The sequence below is a fragment of the Vibrio sp. SG41-7 genome, assembly GCF_014164465.1.
Taxonomy (GTDB): Bacteria; Pseudomonadota; Gammaproteobacteria; order Enterobacterales; family Vibrionaceae; genus Vibrio; species Vibrio splendidus.
On sequence record NZ_JACJFF010000016.1, the window covers coordinates 51,786 to 73,632 of the forward strand.

At 44.8% G+C, this 21,847-nt stretch carries 16 protein-coding genes and 1 pseudogene; 4 read left to right on the top strand and 13 right to left on the bottom strand.

All coding sequences use genetic code 11. The annotated features are described in order from the left end of the window. Nucleotides 1-120 precede the first annotated feature (120 nt). A complete protein-coding gene (gene traD / locus H5300_RS06685; RefSeq protein ID WP_182795688.1) occupies nt 121-2,220 on the top strand; it encodes a type IV conjugative transfer system coupling protein TraD in 2,100 nt (699 codons plus the stop codon). A gap of 178 nt (nt 2,221-2,398) precedes the next feature. Here the strand turns inward: traD and H5300_RS06690 are convergent, their stop codons facing one another. After that, nucleotides 2,399-2,842: a type II toxin-antitoxin system YafO family toxin gene (locus tag H5300_RS06690; protein ID WP_182795689.1), complete on the bottom strand. Its 444-nt coding sequence runs from the start codon at nt 2,840-2,842 to the stop codon at nt 2,399-2,401. 18 nt (nt 2,843-2,860) lie between these two features. After that, nucleotides 2,861-3,382 carry a hypothetical protein gene (locus H5300_RS06695; RefSeq protein WP_182795690.1) on the bottom strand — a complete coding sequence of 174 codons (522 nt, stop codon included), beginning with the start codon at nt 3,380-3,382 and terminating at the stop codon, nt 2,861-2,863. A gap of 780 nt (nt 3,383-4,162) precedes the next feature. Between H5300_RS06695 and traI the strand changes: the two genes are divergently transcribed. Further along, the gene (gene traI / locus H5300_RS06700) at nt 4,163-9,940 is read left to right on the top strand and encodes a conjugative transfer relaxase/helicase TraI (protein ID WP_182795691.1); all 5,778 of its coding nucleotides are present in this window, start codon (nt 4,163-4,165) and stop codon (nt 9,938-9,940) included. A gap of 18 nt (nt 9,941-9,958) precedes the next feature. Here the strand turns inward: traI and H5300_RS06705 are convergent, their stop codons facing one another. From H5300_RS06705 to H5300_RS27870, 7 genes are all read right to left on the bottom strand, one after another. Then, nucleotides 9,959-10,318 carry a hypothetical protein gene (locus tag H5300_RS06705; protein WP_182795692.1) on the bottom strand — a complete coding sequence of 120 codons (360 nt, stop codon included), beginning with the start codon at nt 10,316-10,318 and terminating at the stop codon, nt 9,959-9,961. Between the two features lie 580 nt (nt 10,319-10,898). Then, nucleotides 10,899-11,342, bottom strand: a complete 444-nt coding sequence (locus H5300_RS06710) for a lytic transglycosylase domain-containing protein (RefSeq protein WP_136985829.1) — start codon at nt 11,340-11,342, stop codon at nt 10,899-10,901. A gap of 55 nt (nt 11,343-11,397) precedes the next feature. Continuing rightward, nucleotides 11,398-11,733 carry a hypothetical protein gene (locus H5300_RS06715; RefSeq protein ID WP_016766862.1) on the bottom strand — a complete coding sequence of 112 codons (336 nt, stop codon included), beginning with the start codon at nt 11,731-11,733 and terminating at the stop codon, nt 11,398-11,400. Nucleotides 11,734-11,811: 78 nt separating this feature from the next. After that, nucleotides 11,812-12,198, bottom strand: coding sequence for a hypothetical protein (locus tag H5300_RS06720; protein WP_182795693.1), 387 nt, complete (start codon nt 12,196-12,198; stop codon nt 11,812-11,814). Nucleotides 12,199-12,238: 40 nt separating this feature from the next. After that, the gene (locus H5300_RS06725; RefSeq protein ID WP_076648261.1) at nt 12,239-12,622 is read right to left on the bottom strand and encodes a hypothetical protein; all 384 of its coding nucleotides are present in this window, start codon (nt 12,620-12,622) and stop codon (nt 12,239-12,241) included. 699 nt (nt 12,623-13,321) lie between these two features. Further along, entirely contained in the window at nt 13,322-14,104 is a 783-nt protein-coding gene (locus H5300_RS27865; protein ID WP_310736115.1) for a DUF3560 domain-containing protein, read from the bottom strand. Further along, a complete protein-coding gene (locus tag H5300_RS27870) occupies nt 14,079-15,014 on the bottom strand; it encodes an LPD25 domain-containing protein (RefSeq protein ID WP_259397607.1) in 936 nt (311 codons plus the stop codon). Before H5300_RS27870 ends, H5300_RS27865 begins: the two co-directional genes overlap by 26 nt. A 448-nt stretch (nt 15,015-15,462) precedes the next feature. On the opposite strand from H5300_RS27870, the pseudogene H5300_RS06735 reads away from it, so the two are divergent. After that, nucleotides 15,463-15,630: pseudogene (locus tag H5300_RS06735) on the top strand (transposase); the annotation flags it as partial. A 168-nt stretch (nt 15,631-15,798) separates the two neighbouring features. Here the strand turns inward: H5300_RS06735 and H5300_RS06740 are convergent. From H5300_RS06740 to H5300_RS06755, 4 genes are all read right to left on the bottom strand, one after another. Then, nucleotides 15,799-16,752, bottom strand: coding sequence for a DNA-binding protein (locus H5300_RS06740; protein WP_076678494.1), 954 nt, complete (start codon nt 16,750-16,752; stop codon nt 15,799-15,801). 811 nt (nt 16,753-17,563) lie between these two features. Further along, nucleotides 17,564-17,893: a DUF1640 domain-containing protein gene (locus H5300_RS06745; protein ID WP_105058872.1), complete on the bottom strand. Its 330-nt coding sequence runs from the start codon at nt 17,891-17,893 to the stop codon at nt 17,564-17,566. Nucleotides 17,894-17,996: 103 nt separating this feature from the next. Beyond that, a complete protein-coding gene (gene radC, locus H5300_RS06750) occupies nt 17,997-18,482 on the bottom strand; it encodes a DNA repair protein RadC (protein ID WP_108167677.1) in 486 nt (161 codons plus the stop codon). A 51-nt stretch (nt 18,483-18,533) separates the two neighbouring features. Continuing rightward, the gene (locus H5300_RS06755; RefSeq protein WP_182795694.1) at nt 18,534-18,965 is read right to left on the bottom strand and encodes a hypothetical protein; all 432 of its coding nucleotides are present in this window, start codon (nt 18,963-18,965) and stop codon (nt 18,534-18,536) included. A gap of 696 nt (nt 18,966-19,661) precedes the next feature. Here H5300_RS06755 and H5300_RS06760 point away from each other — a divergent pair. Beyond that, on the top strand, nt 19,662-21,847 hold a 2,186-nt coding region (locus H5300_RS06760), incomplete at its 3' end, for an inverse autotransporter beta domain-containing protein (protein WP_182795695.1).

The window sequence follows — 21,847 nt, forward strand, 5'->3', positions numbered from 1 at the left end:
CATATCAGAGCCCTACACCGCAATACCATTAGCCAACAACCGTTCAATTGTTGGCCAGCTCATCTGCATACGCAGGTAATTATCTAAAAAAGTACTCCATTTCACTCTCAAGGAACCATGATGCCTAGACCTAAACGCGCGTCCGGCAACCACTTTACCCGTGGCGGACAAATTACTTTTCACTCCATTCGGATGTTCTTTCAAGTCAACAATACCTTAGTCTACGCCGCCATTTGGTCGGTGATAGCGCTCACTGGCGTTCTTACCTGGCTACGCGCGCCCGATAACGCCTTTTGGTCTGTGTTCTACTACTGGCGCAATCATATCTATGCCAGCTTTGGGCACAATCTTAACAGCGAAGTCACGACGTTCTGGAGCGGGAAACGCTACGTTGATACGCTCGCCTCCCAACTGGAAAACACCCAACTCATCGACCTCTACGATAACGTGATACACCAAATACAAATCAACTTCTTAATTGCCATCGGTATTGCCTTCGCTATTTTGATGCTCGCCATGAGTTTCTTTAAACGACAAGGCGAAAAGCAAAGTGAAGATTTCCACGTTCGAGGCTTTCAATACGCCGAACCCAAAGTGCTCACAAATGATTTGAAAAAACGGGCAAAGAAACTCAAGAAACAGGGTGTAGGCAACGGACGAATTTCTGATTTCAAAGTGGATGGGCTGGCCTTATTTAAACGTGAGTTTGAAGTGCAGCACATGCTGATTGACGGCACCACAGGGGCCGGTAAATCCGTCATGCTGCGGAAACTGCTGCGCTGGATACGCAAACGTGGGGATAAAGCAATTATTTATGATAAAGGCTGCACCTTTACCAGTAAGTTCTTTGACCCTAGCCAAGACACCTTACTCAACCCCTTCGATGAACGCTGCGCCAATTGGGATGTGTGGTGCGATGCAAAAGAAGCCCCTGACTTTGAAAATATCGCCAGCGCCCTTATCCCGCAGCATGGCGAAGGTGACCCATTCTGGGTCGATTCCGCCCGGACTATCTTTTCAAGTGCGGCGTATCGCATGAGCCAAGATGACAAGCCCTGCTCGACCGCAAGGCTGCTTAGCCTGATTTTAACCTCAGAGCTCGAAGCGTTGGGTAATTTCCTACAAGGTACGGAGTCGGCATCCTTAGTCTCCAAGGACATCAAAAAGACCGCCATCTCGATTAAGTCCGTGTTGGCCACTTACATTAAGAGCCTACGCTTTTTAGATGGACTGGATGAAAAAGGCGATAAAGGCCAACCCAAACGCAAGCCGTTTTCCATCACCGATTGGGTACAAGATGATAAACAAAAAGGCTTTTTATTCTTATCCAGTAACGCGCAGCAACACGCCTCTCTGCGTCCTTTGATTTCGACTTGGCTTGCCATTGCCTCTAACGCTATCTTGGGACTCAAAGCCGATGAAGACCGCCGTATCTGGGTGATTATGGATGAGATGCCGAGTCTACATAAATTACCTGAGCTTGATAACATCATTTCAGAAGTGCGTAAGTTTGGGGGCTGTTATGTGATTGGTCTCCAATCATATGCGCAGCTCGTGAAAACCTACGGCAAAAATACCGCGGACGTCATTTTTGATTTACTCAACTCTCGCTTTTACTTTCGCGCACCATCAGCGCAGATGGCACAAATCTCATCCAAAGATTTGGGTGAGCAAGAGGTGGACGTCTCAAGAGAGCACATTTCTTACGGTGCAAATGCACTGCGTGATGGGGTATCGATTGGCCACCAGACGGTGACAAGACCGGTTATCTCTAGCAGTGAAATCCAAGCCATGGATGATTTGCAATGTTACCTTCGCGTACCAGGAAGCAGCTTCATCACTCAACTGGATTTGCACTTTGATAAGATGCGAGATGTGACACCGGCCTTTATAAAACGTGCTTACACCCCATCGCCCGCCATGACCAAAGCGTATCAAAAAGCGATTTACTTTGAGTGTGTCGCCCCGGGTATGCTCCTCAATGAAGAAGAGCGTAACGCACTCACAGAAATCCAAGCCAAGCAATTTGAAACGCCAGAAGAGATGAAGCTGGAAACCGACCAAATCCAACAAGCACAACGAAGTGAGACAGTCAAAGCATTAGCCAGCAAGGAGTCAGAAAAGCTCAAATCAGACAATGATCATCAAGAGCGCACGCATCAAGAGCTCGACGAGTCGGCGATATCTCAAGATATAGAGATGGACGAGATATCTAAATGATAAAAGGGGAAATACCAGAAATGAGTGACAAAGACAGTCTCGTGCGTGAACACCAAGCAACCTTGACGCTATAAGCAATAGATCACAGCTTTCAGTCCTTATAAATAAATGGCTGACAACACACATTGGACTTTTTGCTGAAATAGCCCCAACAAGGAGTTAGAGCGGCAAGTTTTTTTTATTGAATCCCGTTAAACTTGTTGGCCTCATCAACCAATGGGCCAAACCAACTCATGCCAGACTTTCTAACGTCACATTTTGTATGTGCAGGGGAAATCATCCCAACAAAATAGCAGTGGTGCTCATTAAAATAGTCTTTCGTGTATACAAGGTAAGTGTCGCTCGTTCTTCCACGTAGATTGGTAGCTCTTTTCCAAGAGTCTTGATCAGCTTTCGTGAAATTTGTGCAGGTTGGGTCGAATACATGAATCTTTGAAAGATCGGCATCAACAACTGCTTGAGGGAAGTGAAATGAGTCCGTTTTACCTAAGTATGGTACTGGCATTTCACCAGTACCGATAGCATCGAGGTGTAGTTCGAGATGGACTTTAACAACATCGAGGCTGTGGCCTAGGGATTCAACTTCTTTTTCAAACCTTGGAGAAAAGCTGATTTGATGCATTAACCCCTATTCCTTTCCTTAGTGATAGTATGTGTTGCTCGTAGCTGTTTTAAGCGCAGTTAAAAACTCATTTGAGACTTTTGCTTCGTCTGTAGACTTAGCTGGTCGTAGCTGGGCTTCAATGCTAAGTACGTTACCAATCGCCATTCTCAGCTTAGCTACAGTCACTCGTAGTCTTCTGAGCCCTGCGATAATATCATCAGGTAACTGAGTTGCGTTGTCAGCAAACAAATCTGTAACTTGTATGCGTAACATCTCTTCAGACGCTCGAACGAATGTATCGGCATCTAACAACTTCGCTGTATTTACGTCATCAAAATACAACTCTGGAGATGAGGACTCATCGATTTCTCGATACGTCTCACGCCAAGTCATAATCTCTTTGTTGATTTGAGAAATGGTTGCTTCAACAGAATTTAAAAAAATTGAGGTAGCCGCATGCGAACTCACACACTGCGTGCGTAAAGAGATTGTAGATTGAGCTGCTTCTAGCAGCGATGCGCTGGCATTATTGCTGAGCGCTAACATTACTGCACTCATAACCATAACCTTACTCATGTTGAACCTTTGTTATTATTCTAGTCGCTTTTTACGGATAGCGATCAAAGATGACCGAAGATTATCCACGTTCAAAACCAGATTACAACCAAAATCATCCAAACCACAAGTCGAATTGCTGACGTTATTCAATGGTCAGTTTTAGCAAAACGAAGCCGAATGCATCCTGTTAAAAGATACCTAAGAACCGACCATAAGATGTACATCTGATGCGCATAGCTGCGTACAGTAGCTCTGGGGTATAATTTTCGATGGTTTAAAGTTACTTTCAATCTATTTGCGGATGTTTTTTTAAGAAAAATGTGAATTGAATCGTGAGTTGTGGCCTTTAGGCTTTGTTGACCAGTACCGTCGATACAACAAAATTAGGCCCTGCACCAAAAGGGGGGTGAACAACACATTAAACTGCGTAAGAAACGCGGAGAGTTTTACCCCGTTATCGCCCCCTCCTCTTCAACCACATAGAGTCACCTGCGCACAAAAAGTTATCGAAACTATACCATTAAAATTGGCAGTAAGAACGACCGACTCTATCATTGGTTATTTCCTCGTTTGAATTTGCAGGGATCTGAGTTGGCATGCGCTTGGAGTGGTTAGAATCCGTTCTTGTTTGGTGTCAAACGGCAAAAACCAATAGGAAGACTGCCACCCAAAAGTAAACACCACTTAGCCTCACCTACCCCACCGTTAAACGCGATGAATCACTTAAATGCCGCTCAGGTTTCCTGTAAGCGGCAGTTTACGTTACATGAGGAAAAATCCATGCTTTCTATCAGTCCACTTAAATCCGCCTCTGGCGCAGCCAAATACTACCTTAATGAAGAAACCCCCAAAGACCTACCAGACGTCTCTTTAGAAAAAAACGCGGGCGATAACTATTACCTCAAGGAAAAAGACCAGGGAGAAAACACCTTCTGGCATGGCAAGCTGGCCATCGAAGCGGGACTGGCGGGTAAACCCGTAGAGCAAGCCACCCTAGAATCGGTGCTCTCTGGCAACCTTGGGGATGAAACCATTAAAGGGAAACGGGAAAAACACAAATCTGGCTTCGACCTGACGTTTTCTGCGCCTAAATCCCTCAGCGTTCTTGCACTTATTGGCGGAGATAACCGCCTCATTGAAGCGCACAATAACGCCGTGAAGTTCGCCTTAACAGAGCTTGAGAAAGACGTAGCACAAGTCAAAGTCACCCATGAAAAATGCGTTCAAGAATACGAAAATACGGATTCGATGCTATTTGCGGTCGTGCGCCACAAGACCAGCCGTGAAAACGACGTGCAAGTGCACTCGCACGCTCTAGCCGCTAACATGACGCGCGATAAAGAAGGGGACTTACGCGCTTTATCAACCAGCCTAAAACAAAAAGGGGGCGTGATTAACGGTACAGGCGAGCGCATTTACAACTTCCAAAAATACTACGGTATCTTGTACCAGAGTCAATTGGCTAAAGATGCACAAACACTGGGTTACTCTACGCGAGGCGTCGGTAACGGTCAGTTCGAAATCAGCGGGGTCCCTCAACCCATTCTTGATGCGTCATCCACTCGCAAACAACAAATTGATCAACGTACACTCGATTTAGGCTTTGATTCCCGCGCGGCAAAAGACGTGGCGAACCTCGATACTCGTAAAAGCAAAACCTACCAGACCAGTGACAGCCTCAACAAACAGTGGCAAAGCACCGTAAAAGAACAAGGGTATGAGCCGGCTCAACTTGTCACCATGGCACAACAAGTGAAGGAAGCGCAAAATACCCCGCCACTCGGTGAAACCAAAGCCGCCATCAGCAGAGCCATTGACCATCTAGGGCAATACAGCACCGCGTTACACCTAGAAAAAATCATTGAACTCACCGCCTCAGAGTTCACCAAAAGCGGCGTGCAACTCAACGCCCTTGATATCAAAAAAGTCGCGGATGAAATGATTAAACAGGGCGACTTGATAGGGCTCAGTAAAAAAGGGCAATACACCACCAAAGGCTTGATTGATAACGAACAAGCGCTTATCGACAGCACCCAAGGTCGGGCGCATCACATGCGCACCCACGTTGAATCTAACACGCTCAACAAGCTCGCTATCCCTGAAAACCAGCAGCGCCTATTGACCGAGCTTTATCACTCCACTAAACAGTTCCATGTGGTCAATGTACACGGCTCATCACAAGGTATTGCGCAACAGCTACTTAATGTAGGCAATCACAGTGGTAAACGCGTCCAATTGGTCTCTCAAAGCGTGAAAGCCAAGACAGAAGGCATGGAGAGCGTACAGCGCAAGAGTCAAACACTCAGCGCATGGATAGCCCATACCTTTTCACCAGAGCAGCGCCACACCACCCATAGCTTACTGCAAAGTGATACACCGCTGACCAATAAAGACATCTTGCTCATCGATGACGCCAACAAGATGAGCACCAAGGAACTGTTAGATCTTACCGCCAAGGCGAAGCAATCCAACGCCAAAATGGTGATGTTAAACCGCGTATCAAGCCGTCAGGGGTTTAAAGCCAATAACGCTATCTCGCTGTATCAAAAGGGTAATGTGGAGAATCATTCCTGGGTGAACAGTAAACCCATCAACACCGACGTAAGGCTACATGACAGCGACACTGAGAGGATAGCACGCGTTTACGCTGACTTGCCTGATAAAGCCAATACTCAAGTGATCGCCACCTCAGGCATTGAACAACGGCGATTAACTGAAGCCATTCGGAACAGGCTCAAAAACACCGGCACCCTCGCAAGACACGAAACCACCCTATTCACTCAAACACCTCACTACCTCTCCAAAGCGCAACAATCTCTCGTTCAACACTACAAACCAGGCATGACACTCACCCATTGGGAGAAAAGCAAACCTCATAGTTTTGTCATCGCCAGTATCGATAAAGAGAGCAACACCATGACCGCACTCAGCAAACGCGATGGACAGTCACACACCTTTGATCCGTCCAGTCGCGCCTTTAAGCACATGAAGATGCAAATCAATAAACCGCAAAGTCTCAACATCGCCCAAGGCGAACGTCTTCGAACGCTAGGCAAACACTTCCCTGCCGGCTTGGACGCGAACCAAAGCTACCTTGTCACTCACCTTGCCAAAGAAAGCCTCACGCTTGAGAGCAAAGGGAAAACTCAGCGCCTGAGCTTAGACAGCTTAAAAGACGCACCGCTGCAATACGACTACGTACGTAGTGCCAGTCATATCGAGAAAAAAGCCCATACCCTACTCTCAGGAAAAGCGTTTACCCTCTCCAAACCCCTGTTAAATGACCTAACCGAAAAAACAGACCGCCTTGATATCTTCACGGATAAACCAGACAAAGCCCAAAGCACACTCGAAAAAGCACAGGTCTCCCCTTCGGCAATTGAGCGAGTGCTGCAGACGCAAAATGTCAACGACCGCTACCTCAGTGAAACAACCCAAGCCTTGTTAAAACAAGATGTTGGCCAAGCCCTATCTGCACTCGCGCAAGCGCAACACGCCCCACTCATTGAGAAAGCAGTCAGCTTTGCCCTTAACCACCTCTCAGAGCGAGAAGCGGCATTTAGCCAAAAAGCGTTAGTCGTGGAAGCGGTGCGCTACGCCTTTGAAGAAGCCGGTGGCTCTGTTACTAAAGAGCAGGTTGAAACAGAGCTAACGAAACGCAGCGACACCCTCTCTGCAGAGTACAGTGACGGCACTCGCTGGACGACGCACGCTGCGCTAGAAACTGAAAAGCGCATCTTGCAAAACATCGATGATGGTAAAGGCCAACATAAACCTTTTGCGACGCCTAAACAGGTGCAAGACTTTCTCGATACCAAGCCTAGCCTAACCCAAGGGCAAAAGGACGCCATCACCCTCATCTCAACCACCAAGGACAGCTTTGTGGCCATCCAAGGCTTAGCCGGCACCGGTAAGTCCACCATGCTTGAATCCAACATTGAACTTATCCAGTTAGTGAAAGAAGCCAGCCAGCAACCAGAGCAAAACGTCATGGGTCTTGCGCCAACACACGCGGCTGTAGCAGAGCTCGAAAACAAAGGCGTTAAAGCGCAAACGTTGGAAAGCTTGCTGTCCGACATTCGCCAGAAAAATCGACAAGCCAGCGACTACCAACACACGCTCTTCTTTCTCGATGAAAGCTCAATGGTCAGCAATAAGCAAGCCGACGAGTTCACCGCACTGATAAATCTCAGTCAATCCAAAACAGCCCTACTGGGCGATAAAGAACAGCTGTTATCCCTCAGTGCCGGTAAGCCTTTTGAACTTGCCATGAGTCGAGGTCGCATCGAAACCGCTTACATGGCCGATATGGTGCGTCCACAAAATGATACCTTGCACAATGCACAGCAAAATACCATTGATAAACAGCCACAAAGCGCTCTGGACAAACTTCAACGCCAAGCGCCTGACACTCAAGACAATAACCAACATGTGATTTCCACGCTGGATGAAAACGATAAAAACCGACGCAAAGCGCAGCTGACCGCCACCGAAAAGCTGCCCTACGTTGTGGCAAAGGATTATCTAGAGCGCACTCCAGAAACCAGGGAAAACACGCTTATCATCGCTTACACCAACCAGGAGCGTGACACCATCACCAACTACATCCGTGTCGGGTTGATGAAAAATAATGACATTGGCAAAGAAAATATCATGGCAACCAGACTGCGCTCTATCGGGGCAACCGGAGAAGAACTCACCACCATGATGCCTTATCAAAAGGGCTTGGTACTGAGCACTAAACGAGGCGAGTACGCCACGATTACCCATGTGGATTCAGAACATGGCGTAGTAACACTTCAAGACGCGAGTACAGGTAAGACAAGACCGTTCTTACCGCGTAACCGTGACCACCGTTTCACCACACTGTTCTCTTCGTCAGAAAAACCACTCTCAACGGGCGATAAAATCATCACCCGCTTTACCGATAAAGACCGCGGTATCAAAGCCAACGTCGAATACCGCATCACGCAAGCCAATGAGGAAGGCATCAAAGCGCAATCCAAAACAGGGCAAACGCTCACCATTCACCCCAACGAGCTTAAAGATGGGCATTGGGACTACGCTTACAGTCGAACTGCAGACATGGCACAAGGAGCCTCCTATCCCCACGTCATTACCGCGATACAAAGCAAAGCCGCACTGACGAACCTGAGACGGGCTGGTATCGATGTCACCCGTGCCAGCCAGCACATCCGACTCTATACCGACAACACAAAACAACTGGTCAAAAGCTGGTTATCCAAAGAAAGTCATAAAGCCAGTGCGATAGAAACCCTCAGCCAAATCCCACCCAAGGACACCACCTACTTTAACCGTAATGCTCTGCCTCATGAGGACGTCCGATTCCAAAATAAAAGCGGTGACTTTGACTACAACAAATTTAGGGAGCACATCAATACGCAACTACCCAAATACACCGAAAGTCTCGCCGTTCAGTTATTAGGCCAGCCGAATCAATCTAAATCAGACCGTGATTACTTAACCTTTGGCCTTGGCCAATCCGCCACCAAAATCACCCTGACCGGAGCGTACCGTGGTTATTTTAAAGACTACACGACAGGCGAAAAAGGCACATTAATTAACCTGATTATGAACCATAAGGCAATAAGCTACAAAGAGGCCATGAATGAAGCACACAAGATGCTCAACGAACCAGAAAAATACCAACTGGAGGAAAACAGCAAACATGAAAAATTGCTCAACACTATCCCAAGGCATATTGCACAGTTTGATCAAAGAGCCAAAGAGTACATTAGCCAAAGCCTGCCAATGGATGGCACATTGGCGCAAACGTACTTAAACAAGCTCGGTGTGAATAACATTGAAAATCAACATGTTAAATTTCACCCTGCGGTGTATTCATCCGAAGACAAATCCTTTCACCCTGCAATGCTAACCAACATCCACAATAAAGAAGGTGAAACCAAAGCCATTGAAGTGACCTATTTAGACACTCAAGGAAATAAAGATACCTCCCTAGATATCAATCCAAGAACCTTAGGCACAAAGTCCAAACAATTAACCCACTTCCATCAAGGAGAGAATTTAAACACCACCATCATCAGTACCTCAATTGAACACTCGTTTTTAATTCGAGACCAAACCCAAGGACAGATTGATATTATCAACGTCAATCACAAGAACGACATTCAAAACATATCCAACGATGAACTGAGACAGAACATCATTATTGTATTAAATCATGGCAATCACGATTTAAACCCAAACAACATTGAAAAAATCGTCGAGAACTTTAATGGCCGAGACATTCAATTCATGTCAGATGATAACCTAAAAGATGACATCAAATCGTGCATTGATAAGTTAGAGAGGGATAACAGCGCGCATGATATTGAATTAAGTGAAGCACACTCTTCTCATCAAGAGAATGAATTAGACACAATCAACTATAATGAGAAAAAGGAACTCGACAGCCAATCACTCGAACACTTTGAGCCAAAAGAATATTCCCCTCAGCAAGAGATGGAATTTAATCAATCAGAGAAAGAGAGCCATTGGGAAGACAGAGAAATCGACAGAGAGTTAGAGCGATAATAAAAGGGTAGCCATTGGCTACCCTTTTTTTTCGCCTGCAAGATAAGCATCCACTTTTTTATCCACATCAGCGGAAACCAAATTACGCATTTCTACTGCATCTTTTTTATTTTTATGGAACGCGACACCATCAAAACTTTGTGTGTGGGTTAAATTACCCGTCCCTTGGATCATCCTGATCCGTCGATACATCTCTTCCATCAACTCGCGGTTAGACGGCCGAGCCTCTTCCTGAGCGTTCAGTTTAATCTTCAATGCCAGTGTGAGAAGTTGCCTGACAGCTTCCGCATCACCCAACTTTTCTCTGTCTCTGAACGTCTTAAAATCTTGCTCCAATTCACCCCGAATGTAACTCTGTACAGAAAAAGCTTTCGCCATAATCCCACCATCCTCTCTTAGATCTACCTCTAAACAAAACTTTAACCATACATTACAATTACATCACATGTAAATTACATACTCACAAAGAAGTTCATTATTTATCATTAAAAACATTGAGTTAATTACTAATAAATCACTAGTACATCACTTTCACTTTAAACAAGCTCTCAGCCCTTTTTCGAAAAGGGATTAAGTACAATTGATGCATTTATGATGTAAATCTACATTGGATTTCGGCGGCTAATTAGTTGAGATTTTGAAAATTTTCCCCCACTATTTTAATTCTTCAATTTACATATTAAATTATTGATTGTATTGGTTTTATGTTTTATTCAGACAACCATTTAAATCGTTTTCGATTTAGCGTGGTGTGTGGTAACCAACTCAACTAACCAACAACTCAGAACGAATGATCTGAGTCCCTAATCAAAGCGACGGGAAAAACTGACAGCGAAAGACAAAAGCCGACCAGGTGGCGAATGAATCTGACGAACGAGGGATGCGGGGGATCTGGAAATTGAAGGAAGAAAGCGAGAAGAAAAGCGAAAGACCTTGCACCGTTATGGTGCAAGGTCTTTTATTGAACGTTCATCTTAAAATAAACCGATTGGACTTTTTGGATGTATATTTTCCTGGCGTTCTCAGTGCGTTTGGAAAAACCCGCATTATACGCGCCGACGCTGTTCCAGTTATAACCATGACTAGAAAAATTAGAACTTAATACCCACGCGCCAAGATGAACATTAAAGCAAGGATTATAGATATTTGTTTCATTCACATTAAATTTGGATAGTCTAACAAACCAATGGGAATTGATTTGCATCAATCCAAAGTCACGACTAACCACCTCACCAACTCTATTTTTATTTTCATTGTACGCGTTCGGCTTTAGGCTACTTTCTACCGTGGCAATGGATTTTAAAAGCTGTGGATCGACATTATAAAATCGCCCTGCCTCATCAAAGCAAAAAGCCCAACTGAAACACGGCGATAACAACGAAAGATAAAGTAATGGTTTCATCATAAAAAAGAGCCCTAATAATAGGACTCTCATTTTATGCCATCCCATTGAGATATCAATATTCACAAGGTAATAAAATTGTGGTCACGCTGCGGTCACGTTCAGTTATTATCCAAACCGATTGATCACAAATCGTATAATTCGATATCACTCTCTCGCCTGTTTTGGTTGCTTCGTCATTGGTGATTTTATCTTCAATGCAAGTCTCTCCCCAATCTCCACTTTGGTGACGCTGCAAATAAATCGACAAGTTAGCACCGACATTATTATCTAATAACTGCTCAATACCTTGCGTATAGACCACTTTACCCAGCGAGAACGGCACGGCCGTACAAACGTAACATTTTGCTTTCGTTTCTTCTCTATCTTGTGTAGCATTCAGAATGTTCATTCGAATATTCACCATAATTGACTTGAACATGCCTTGATATTTGATGGAACAAATATCAAGGCGCTTTAATTTTCACGTTTAATAAACGTCTTCCTTTTTACGAATGTGATTAAACACTTCATAAATCTCATCGTATGAAATGCCATAGCCTTCGAGTTTTTCCACACAATCACAAATATCATTGGTGTAGAAACATTCGTGATTAAATAACTCACGGCGAATGATCGCCTTTTTCCCGTTCTCTTTGATATCTTCGGCGATCCCTTCTTGAGCGATGGAATCTAAACGAGTCATTAATTGCTTGGCATTATCAACTGGGCAAATTAACCCCATACCTAGTGATGCGTATTTCACGCTATCTTTTTTTGCCTCATCGAACTGTTGATTAGAAAAAGCAAAGAACGCCCCAGCATCATTAAAAGCCTGAGTTTGTTTGTCTTGAATATAGTGTGAGAGATATTTCATTATTTAAGTCTCCATTTTATAACTAAGGGGTATCAAGTCTTTATACTTCGATATATTGATGGCTATCTGTCACCCACCCCATGACGACAGCACGACTATTCAGCCCTACCTTATTTGTTTCAGTAATCACATGACCTCTCGCGATGCCTTGCCCCCAGTACGGCTTATTGAGTTCTGTTTCTGGGAATAAAACCGTCAGTTCTAGCCAAACACTGGAATGCCTGGCTCTTGCTTTTACATGAGCGGCAATCACGACAATATTTTCCACAGAGGTTGATCCTGATAGGGCAACATCACGACTTGGCTCTACTGGTTGCAGACGCTTAGAGATATCATTTTTTGGTGAGCTTTCGTGCTCCAGCGGCGAAACGCTGGTCACTGAATTTGAATTAGAGAGAGTTAGGTTTGAATTTTGTTGCGCCATGAGGATTTTCCTTTTGTTTGAGTATCACTTTTCGGAGCCGCTTGGCTGTCCGCTCTCTCACCATCGTTCTGCTTTGCAAGGGCGCGCAGCGTTCATTTACCCTTGCAAATCAGGTTGTGGGGAGAGACGGTTAACAGCCTGCGAGCCCGTAAATGATGCGAGTGAAAGGAAATCGGCGCATAAGAAAACAAGCCTTACTCGAACTTATTCAAAGGTAGGGAAAGCAACGAGGAGGTACGACGAGGCGTAGCGAACGCAGTGAGAGAAGTGCGTTCAGGATTGCAGCGATATCCTTTTAGATAGGGGCTGTAGAGAGGCACATCCTGGGGCGGCACGCAGTGACTCACCAGGGTGATGTCACTCTTAGGCCATAGATAAAAGATACAAGCGAAAAGCCTTGCCCGAAGGGTAACGCCCAAGTTAAGCCCTTATCACGACGCTGTGCTTCAAATCCGCTTTAAACTATCATCATAAAAAACTCGTCAATTAAGCCCTATCAGCCACGCAACCACAAATTGACATCAATACACTGCAATACAATCAAGCATCGAGTCAATGGGCCTACAGTCCTCCTGAGAGCCAGCTTGACGACCGCTTGCGGTCGAGCCTTTGGCTCAACTTCTTTTAGCGCGACCACAGCGTTCAAGGAAATCACCAAGGAAACTAAGGCCTCCAGGCTAAGAGGCATCTCATTCGGTTTTAATCGAATAAAGTAATGAGTCTTTTTGTCACAAAGACCGCGTTGGGCGTCAGTTTACGCACCCACGCTTTAGAGTATCGTGACCATTTAAAACCGTTACTTTTTAATTTTTTGCGCACCTCTTCGGCTGGAATACCGTCAAATGAAAACTTAATGCGGCCCTCTTCTTCGTACAGCTCCCAAGCCGTCCCCATTGCCTCGCCGTTACCCTGTAATGGCGCTTCGTTGTGCAACGCTTCCAAGTGCTCTAAACGCTTTCTAGTTGTTCGGATATTGGCATTACTATTCTGTAGTGCGTATGCATCAAAGCCAAACTTTCCAAAAAACTCACACGGGCGTAATAATTTTTTTGCTCTTTCTTCTGTCTGTCCGTGTGTATTAACCAAATATTCGATCTTGTCTTCCTCGGTCATATGACTAGAGCGAACGATCTTATTAACGGCTTTCATGAGTTCATGACTTTTAATCAAACCCTCGAGCTTTTTCTTCAATTTTTCAACCGCTTCTGGGTCGTCTGACGCGATACCGGCAGAGCCTACACTATCAGCGCGACGGCTCAGATATTCCGCTTTATCCTGAGCCTCTACGCTTTTACGCATGTTGGTATTGATGCTCTCCGCGTGTTTACGGTGCTTCGCTTCTGAATGGTGACCAACCAGGATTGGCTGACCGAACGGTAACATTTTCCCTAATGTACTCGCGGTATTAAATCGCTCATTAGAGACCGCTGCCGCTTTAGCGGCGCGCTCTTCTAATCTATCGCGCTTCTTGTCGCTCTTGATAGTCTCCCAGCGCTACCACTTTTCGGGTGTTATCTTGTGGTGGCGGTGTTGGCTTTTTCTCATCACTGTTAAGCGGGGAAAGATAACCGTCAATCAATGCCTTTGTCACTTGCTCAAACGTAAAGCGCACTTTAGACAAGCCCATCAATTTTGTCTCAGTCACAGCAGCGTAATAGTGGTTCAGCGTTGAGTGATCCGCATCAATATCATGTCTAAATCGCTCCAAGTCACCATTATCAAACTCGATATACATCATCGTCTTGGTGTAACCGTTATTGCGGCCCACTTCCATCGCTTCTTGACTTGCTTTTTTGTTGTAATCATCAAGGGTGTACGCATTGCCATCAGATAATAAATTGGATTCACTCCAATCAATAATCACTTGCTTCACAACGGCGGTCTTTTCCAGGTGTACGTATTGGTCGAACGGGGCAAGCTGCACCGGCTCTTTCACTTCTTCGGTGCCCTCCACTTCTGAGCATTCCCCCTCAATAATCGTGCTTTGCGCCTCCTCTCCATCCAAAGAGAACGTCATCACCACATCATTAGAAAAATGATAGATACAATCACAGACCTGCACTTTCACTAGAGCGCCTTCACGGATGGTTAATAAAATAACCATGTCGCTGTAGTTCTTTTCGTACCAATCCCAAAATTCGGATTTATCCATCGTGACAGGCTCATTACTTCTAAAGCAATCATCCATCCCCATTGACTGAGTTTTTAAGATCAACGTGTCAGCATATTCCAACAGCTTCGTAATTTTAGCCTTCGCATTTTTACGCAACTTATGACCAGAGAAGCGCTTCAAAAATTCATTCTTGGATGAGCCTGACGGCTCAAACGGGGATACGTTTGTCGCGGATTGAACGTTAGAAGCTGTTGATGGATTAAGGATTGAGTCTGTCATAAGTTTTTCCTTTGATTAATTTTTCATTCCCGTTGTCGCCTGACTGCTCGACCCAAAATCACGGTTCATCAAAACAAGGGCGCGAAGCGTTCATATACCCTTGTTTTGGGGGTTCTGATTTGGGACGTTAAGCAGGAAGACCGCGACACGGTAATGAGAAATCAAAGGAAAAAGGACAGGCGAAAAACAAAATCCATCTTACAGATTCTTTCGTTCAGTCAGTGAAAGGAGTGAGGAGGCACGACGAGCGGCAACGGGGAAGAATGACGAGGCGCAGGCGTTCAGGATTGCAGCGATATCCTTTTAGATAGGGGCTGTAGAGAGGCACATCCTGGGGCGGCACGCAGTGACTCACCAAGGTGATGCCACTCTTAGGCCATAGATAAAAGATACAAGCGGAGAGCCTTTCCCGAAGGGTAACGCCCAACTCAAGCCCATATCACAACGCAACCTTAAATCTATTTCATCAAGAATGTTGAGGCTGAAAAATACGCACCTTACAAGGCAAAGTAAAAGCGCGGCCTTATGGTCTCGTTCTTACTTTGCTTGTACGGCTGGCGGTGCGACAATTGAAACGTTAAAGGCTTATGTAGAAAGTCCGGCGATATCAAGTTAAAGCTCTTCGAGCTTTACGCCTTATACCCCCGCCCGATCGGCAAGGGTTTACGGCAAAATGGCTAAATGCCATTAAGCTCTTTAGATTGAGAGGCTTCTGCAGCACTAGAATCCTCCCCCTTCTTTGCGTTGTTAAAGGATAAATTCAATCTTGGTCATTTTTTCGCTCTTACTTACTTCTAAGAGCGACGGATAGAGATTCACGCTCTCTTTCTGATAGAGACAAATCACTTTGTAATTGGGAGATCTGTCTTTGCAACTCAACCAACTGCCCTTGCGCGGAAGCTAATTGTTTACTGTCAGATTTAATCTCGTTCAACTCGCCAGTTAAGCGCTCTATTTCTGATTGACGGTTTTCTTCTTGAGTGCGTAACTGAACGACCGTTGTTCGCTCATTAGCCAGTTGGTTTAGCGTTTCAGTATGCTGCTCTTGTGTTTTTTCATGTTGAGCTTGCTCTATTTCTCTTTTCGCTTGATCGACAGTGAGTAGCTTAACCTGCTCTCGCAAACTTGCGCTTTCTTGCTCCGCTTTATCCGCTCGACGGTTAGCCGCGCCCACAAGACTCTCAGCTTCACTTTTTGCGTTAGTCACTAAAAGATCACATTTCTGCTCATTATCAGACATTGATTTGTCGGCTTCTTTCTTTACTTCTTCGCTCAATGCTATAGCTTCAGTTGCTTTTTGTTCGGCACTGTCCACACGCTCTAATGCTTTAGCCGCTTTATCATTGGCTTCATTAATGAGTTGAGCGGCTCTGGCCTCTGCCATTTCAATACGGTGCTGACTGTCTTTTTCTTTTTCTTCTAGTAGCTCTATAGCTTCATCTAACTGGGCTTTTTGGTCGGAAATCATTTGCTGAAGGCTCGCGGTTTTTCGCTCGACAACGCTTTGCATTTCATCCGCGAGCAATTCAGCGATCTTACTGCTGCCTAGCTCATCAGCCATTTTAATGACTTCTGCATTACGCTTGTCGTGAAAGTCACGTAGAAGCTTAGAGACGGTTTCTGTTTTACCACCGGTTACCTGCATAACATTACGAACTGAGGGTTTAGTACCTTGAGTTAGCATTGCTGTAGCAGCTTTTGATACTTGTTCAAAGGTCACGCCAGATTGTTCCGCCATTGTTCAACACTCCAAATAAACTTAACTGTACAAATTATAGCCCAACAGGAAACGGGTAACAACCGTTTCCATAAAATAACGTTTCCCATTTATACCTAAACAAATAACCAACTAGGCGTTTAATTCAGAATCACTTTTCCCTCTTACCTTAACGAGTTGATACTCTCTCACTAAAGCTATCATTCATTCCCATCGACTGAGTTTTTAAGATCAATGTGCCGGCATACTCCAACAACTTCGAGATTTGAGCCTTCGTTTTTTACGCAGTTGATAACCAGAGAAGCCTTTCAAATATTCATTTCGTTCAGTCAGTGAAAGGAGTGAGAAGGCACGACGAGCGGCAACGAGGAAGAATGACGAGGCGCAGGCGTTCAGGATTGCAGCGATATCCTTTTAGATAGGGGCTGTAGAGAGGCACACCCTGGGGCTGCACGCAGTGACTCACCAGGGTGATGGCACTCTTGGTCCGTAGATGAAAGATACAAGCGAAAAGCCTTGCCCGAAGGGTAGCGCCCAACTAAAGCCCTTACCACAACGCAGCACTTAAAATCAGCCTTAAACCGTCATAATAAAAAAGCCGCCTATCAAACCCTATAAGGCAAAAACCCATAAAGTGACACCATGACAAAGCAATATAATCAAACATCGAACAAATGGGCGGACTGTGGCACTGAGAGCCGGTTTGACGACCGCTTGCGGTCGAGCCTTTGGCTTAAATTCTTTTAGCGCGAGCGTTGAAGCGATCGAGGACATAACGAGAACAAAAAAATGCCTCTAGGATAAGAGGCATTTCAGAAAACATATTTGTACATTAAGCGGTGATATGACTGCCAACCCAAAACGCGGCACCGGCTACCGTCGCAATCATCGCAAAGGCAGTAGCAATAATGAGGTTTTTAAGGGAACTCACTTCATTACGAACCCCTTGGATATCAGATTTTAGCTCATTACGAACACCCTGAATATCAGACTTCAGCTCATTACGAACCGCTTCAATTTTATCTGAAAGGTCATGACGAACCGCTTCGATCTTCTGATCGAGTTCTTTACGCGTATCATTTAACTGCTCTTGAGTGGCAGCATGAGCGGTTAGGTTGATCAGCTCTTCAACGCTTAATGTGACTTTGCTTGATTCAGACATAATAGAAACCTTATTTAGTTGTCTTTAGTTTACTGCATTACGTTACCGAAGTCATTCACGCCAGAATAGGCGTGAATGAGAGACATTTTCCACTAACTAATGGTTATATCCAACCACGCTCCGCAAATGACACCACATCTTCAAAAGACACCACGAAGTGATCGAGTACTCGAATATCAACCAAGGCTAGCGCGTCGGTCAGTCGTCGAGTAATACGTCGATCGGCTTGACTGGGTGTGGCATCACCGCTGGGATGGTTATGATAAAAAATGACCGCGCTTGCATTTGTGGCCAGTGACTCTTTGACCACTTCACGAGGGTAAACGGATGCGGCGTCAATGGTGCCGTTAAACATCTCTTTTGTGCGTAAAACCCGATGCTGACTATCAAGAAATATCACCCCAAACACTTCGCTTTCATTGGAAGCAAGTGAAGTCTGACAAAATGACTTCACCAATTCAGGGGAATTGAGTGGCGTCAGCTCTGACACAAACAACTTAGATTTTAAAATGCTCGCGGCATGGTTCAAGATATCTTTTTCTTCTACAGAGAAAAGGCTGTGATTAGAGTAGTTAGCAAGTACAGACATAATAGATCCCTTTTAATATTTAAAGTCGTGATGGGCGGAGCTCAGTCCGTGTTATTGGCCATACAAGCTAGTCAGAAGGTCTTTCGCTATTTCTTGATGCTTAGCGGTCGTTTCAACGTTTCTCTCTTCTTTTTTCGCGTAGGCGTAATCTTCTCGCATCTGTTTTACCGTCGTCACTCTGTCACATACGCTAATGCTCACCCCTTTTCCTTTCTGGCTTTCCTCCAAGATCAAAGAGTCGGTATAACCAAACTCCTTAAGTAAAATCTCATGCACTTTGACCGCTCGAACGCTCGAATTAAAGTCCGTTGAATTCACCCAGATAAGTCCTTTTGAAACCGTAGCTGAAACAGTCGAACGAACTGCACGTTCAACGACCCGACAGGAGATATCATTTTTTGGTGAGCTTTCGAGCCCAGCGGCGAAACGCTGGTCGCTGAACATCGGTTTAGAGAGAGTTGGGGTTGAGTATCGTTGTGCCATGAGGAGTTTCCTTTCTGTTTGAGTATCACTTTTATGGAGCCGCTTGGCTGTCCGGCAAGCGCTCATGGTTCTCAATGACAAGGGCGCGAAGCGTTCATATACCCTTGTTATTGGAGCTCTGAGCGAGCACGGTCAACAGCCTGCTAGCCCCATCAAATGGTGCGAGTCGAAAGGGAAATCGGCACATAAGGCAACAAGCCCTTACTCGAACTTAATGGATGTCAGTGAAAAGAGTGAGGAGGTACGAAGAACGGCAACGAGGAAGAATGACGAGGCGCTGGCGTTCAGGATTACAGCGATCTCCTTATAGATAGGGACTATTCTGGGGAGGCATACAGTGACTCACTAGGGTGATGCTAAAACAAAAACCTCACCAAAACCCTAACCATAAAGTTTGATGCACTTATGTTATTTCAACAGATATTTTAATCACCATTCCCAAAAACTCACTTTATATCTAAACCGTTCAACCTCATCATCAGTAAGTTCAGGAATTGCTTTTATAGGTATTTCTCTACGTTTGGGGGAGAGATTTCGTCGGCTTAGTTTTAGATGCTCTCACTTTTCTCTTTCTATGATTAATCACTGGCTAACATGATAATTAATATGATAATTAATAAATTAATTATTTACATAAAGTTTGAAATTTAATTATTAGTATATTTCTATTTTCGAGAAAAAATATTATCTTTAATTATGAGTAAACTCTCTATACTTCTCTTCTTCTTTCTTACTTTTCAAGTTCAAGCAGCCTCAAATTCTTCTCTTAATATAAGCGAAGAATTAAGTAACAGCGCGAGTTATACTAGCTTGTTTTCTCAGGCGGATGATGCTGAATATGTCCATCTTTATTATGGTGTCAATAAGCCAAAAGAAAAATTTTCAAATGAACTATCTCAGTCTATTGAAGACTGCCAGCTTTTTTTATGGTTTGACCACTCCGTTGCCCGCTACCACTTAATGATGAAAATCCCACAAGGAAAAAATAAGGAGAAGTTTTTAAATCAAACCCGTCAATATGTCCCCGATGCTTTCCTTTGGTCTTGGGCTGGGTACAGCGAGACACAGATAAAAGATGTACTGGCAGATTTTAAGTCAATTACACTTAAGGGTCTGGACCAAAAGTTACCGTCTCTTAGTTGGTCCGATAATAAGGTCACCTCCAATGACGCAATCTCAACTACGATTGTCGGTGAGTTAATCACCGCAGCTCAAGCTCTTAACAACGGATCACTTTCGAACTACACCGAGAATGCGACCTCAAGAGCTCAAGACTATGCGAACCAGCAATTGGAAAACAGCGTAACCGCGTGGCTTACGCCTTATGCGACGGTTGATTTTACAACGAACTTACTCCTGGATCCTAAAGCTCCCTCTGCCTCCTTGAATGCGCTTGTGCCACTCTATGATTTCGACTCACAATTATTGTTCACCCAGTTTGGTTATCAGTTGAACGACGACGACACCTTCTTAGGCCGTAAGTTTTTCAATTTCGGTCTAGGTGCTCGTTACTCCACGGATGAATACATTGTTGGATTGAACGGGTTCTTTGATCATGATATGACTCGTTCACACCAGCGCGCTAGCGTCGGCTTTGAAGGGTTTGCTGACTACTTCAAGTTAACGAGTAATTATTACTTCCCCCTTTCAGCTTGGAAAAACTCGCCTGATTTTGAGATGCACCAAGAAAGAGTTGCGAAAGGTTTTGAAGTCAATGTAGAAGGCTATCTACCTTCTTATCCTCACTTAGGTGCATCATTTACCTATGAGCAGTACTTTGGCGATGAAGTGGATATCTTAGGAACCAAAGACAAGCAGTCAGATCCATACGCAGGAGCCTTGAGCGTGGAGTACACACCCATTCCAATGATATCAATTAATTCAGGTATCACGAAAGCAAAAGGCCAAGATTTCAGAGTAAATGCCGGTATCGATTTGACGTACCGTTTAGGTGTTCCATGGGATAAACAGGTCTCTCCTGCTTCTGTAGATATCACTCGTCAGCTTGATGGTAATCGTTATGATTTGGTGTCGCGAAACAATAACATTGTTTTAGAGTATCGAGAAAAAACAACCTTCACTGTAAGCTTGAAAAGCCAAAGTATTTTAACGCTAAATGCAGGTGATGATTACCAGCCTCTCATTCTGGGAGTTGTCATTAATGATGAGAAAGCGACAGCCATTCCGGTCACTCAATCTCAGAGTCAACAATCTGATTTAAGGAAGGTTCCAGCACCCACTGATTATCAAATAAGTTGGACGCTACCACCGGCGCTTTTAGCCCCCTCAACACTAAATAACCTACAGGCGTTCGAAATTTTGCCTCCCCCGATCCCGGGTAACTATGAGTACCAAGCGATTGTAACCCAGAAAAGCAGTGGAAAGTCGCAGACCGTAACGGGTGTCCTAACCGTTGAGTTAGATAACGCCTTGACTGAAGTGCACTGGACTCCCACATCGCTCATAAACATAAGTAAGTCTTCAGCAAGCTTTGAAATAACAAAAGTCGTGAACAGTCCAAAGTTGCGTTCCGCACTTAAGCGTTATCTTGACCAAGCCGGGGCTACCTTGACACCTAGATTAATGCAGCACACGAATATTCTGAATATAGATTGGGCAGCGCCAAATATCACGCTAAGCACTAAAGAGGGACAGACCTTATCCTCTCTTTTAACACTCGAAGGTGATCCTGTAATAGCACTAGTATATCTCTTGGGTTTTGGCGAGATAGTCGTACCAATCATTCTCACAGATAGTAACCTTGAGAGCTCCCCATTGAACATTGGTAGTGATGTGACGGCAACCTTTGGTGAGGCGAACTTCACTCAAGAGGCAACCGGTGGTAATGGCGGTGCGGTGACGTACCGCTCAGGCAATGAGAA

Bases quoted from the DNA above. Each gene is read 5' to 3' on its own strand.
- traD (WP_182795688.1), top strand. From the start codon at position 121: ATGCCTAGACCTAAACGCGCGTCCGGCAACCACTTTACCCGTGGCGGA.
- H5300_RS06690 (WP_182795689.1), bottom strand. From the start codon at position 2,842: ATGCATCAAATCAGCTTTTCTCCAAGGTTTGAAAAAGAAGTTGAATCC.
- H5300_RS06695 (WP_182795690.1), bottom strand. From the start codon at position 3,382: ATGAGTGCAGTAATGTTAGCGCTCAGCAATAATGCCAGCGCATCGCTG.
- traI (WP_182795691.1), top strand. From the start codon at position 4,163: ATGCTTTCTATCAGTCCACTTAAATCCGCCTCTGGCGCAGCCAAATAC.
- H5300_RS06705 (WP_182795692.1), bottom strand. From the start codon at position 10,318: ATGGCGAAAGCTTTTTCTGTACAGAGTTACATTCGGGGTGAATTGGAG.
- H5300_RS06710 (WP_136985829.1), bottom strand. From the start codon at position 11,342: ATGAAACCATTACTTTATCTTTCGTTGTTATCGCCGTGTTTCAGTTGG.
- H5300_RS06715 (WP_016766862.1), bottom strand. From the start codon at position 11,733: ATGAACATTCTGAATGCTACACAAGATAGAGAAGAAACGAAAGCAAAA.
- H5300_RS06720 (WP_182795693.1), bottom strand. From the start codon at position 12,198: ATGAAATATCTCTCACACTATATTCAAGACAAACAAACTCAGGCTTTT.
- H5300_RS06725 (WP_076648261.1), bottom strand. From the start codon at position 12,622: ATGGCGCAACAAAATTCAAACCTAACTCTCTCTAATTCAAATTCAGTG.
- H5300_RS27870 (WP_259397607.1), bottom strand. From the start codon at position 15,014: ATGACAGACTCAATCCTTAATCCATCAACAGCTTCTAACGTTCAATCC.
- H5300_RS06740 (WP_076678494.1), bottom strand. From the start codon at position 16,752: ATGGCGGAACAATCTGGCGTGACCTTTGAACAAGTATCAAAAGCTGCT.
- H5300_RS06745 (WP_105058872.1), bottom strand. From the start codon at position 17,893: ATGTCTGAATCAAGCAAAGTCACATTAAGCGTTGAAGAGCTGATCAAC.
- radC (WP_108167677.1), bottom strand. From the start codon at position 18,482: ATGTCTGTACTTGCTAACTACTCTAATCACAGCCTTTTCTCTGTAGAA.
- H5300_RS06755 (WP_182795694.1), bottom strand. From the start codon at position 18,965: ATGGCACAACGATACTCAACCCCAACTCTCTCTAAACCGATGTTCAGC.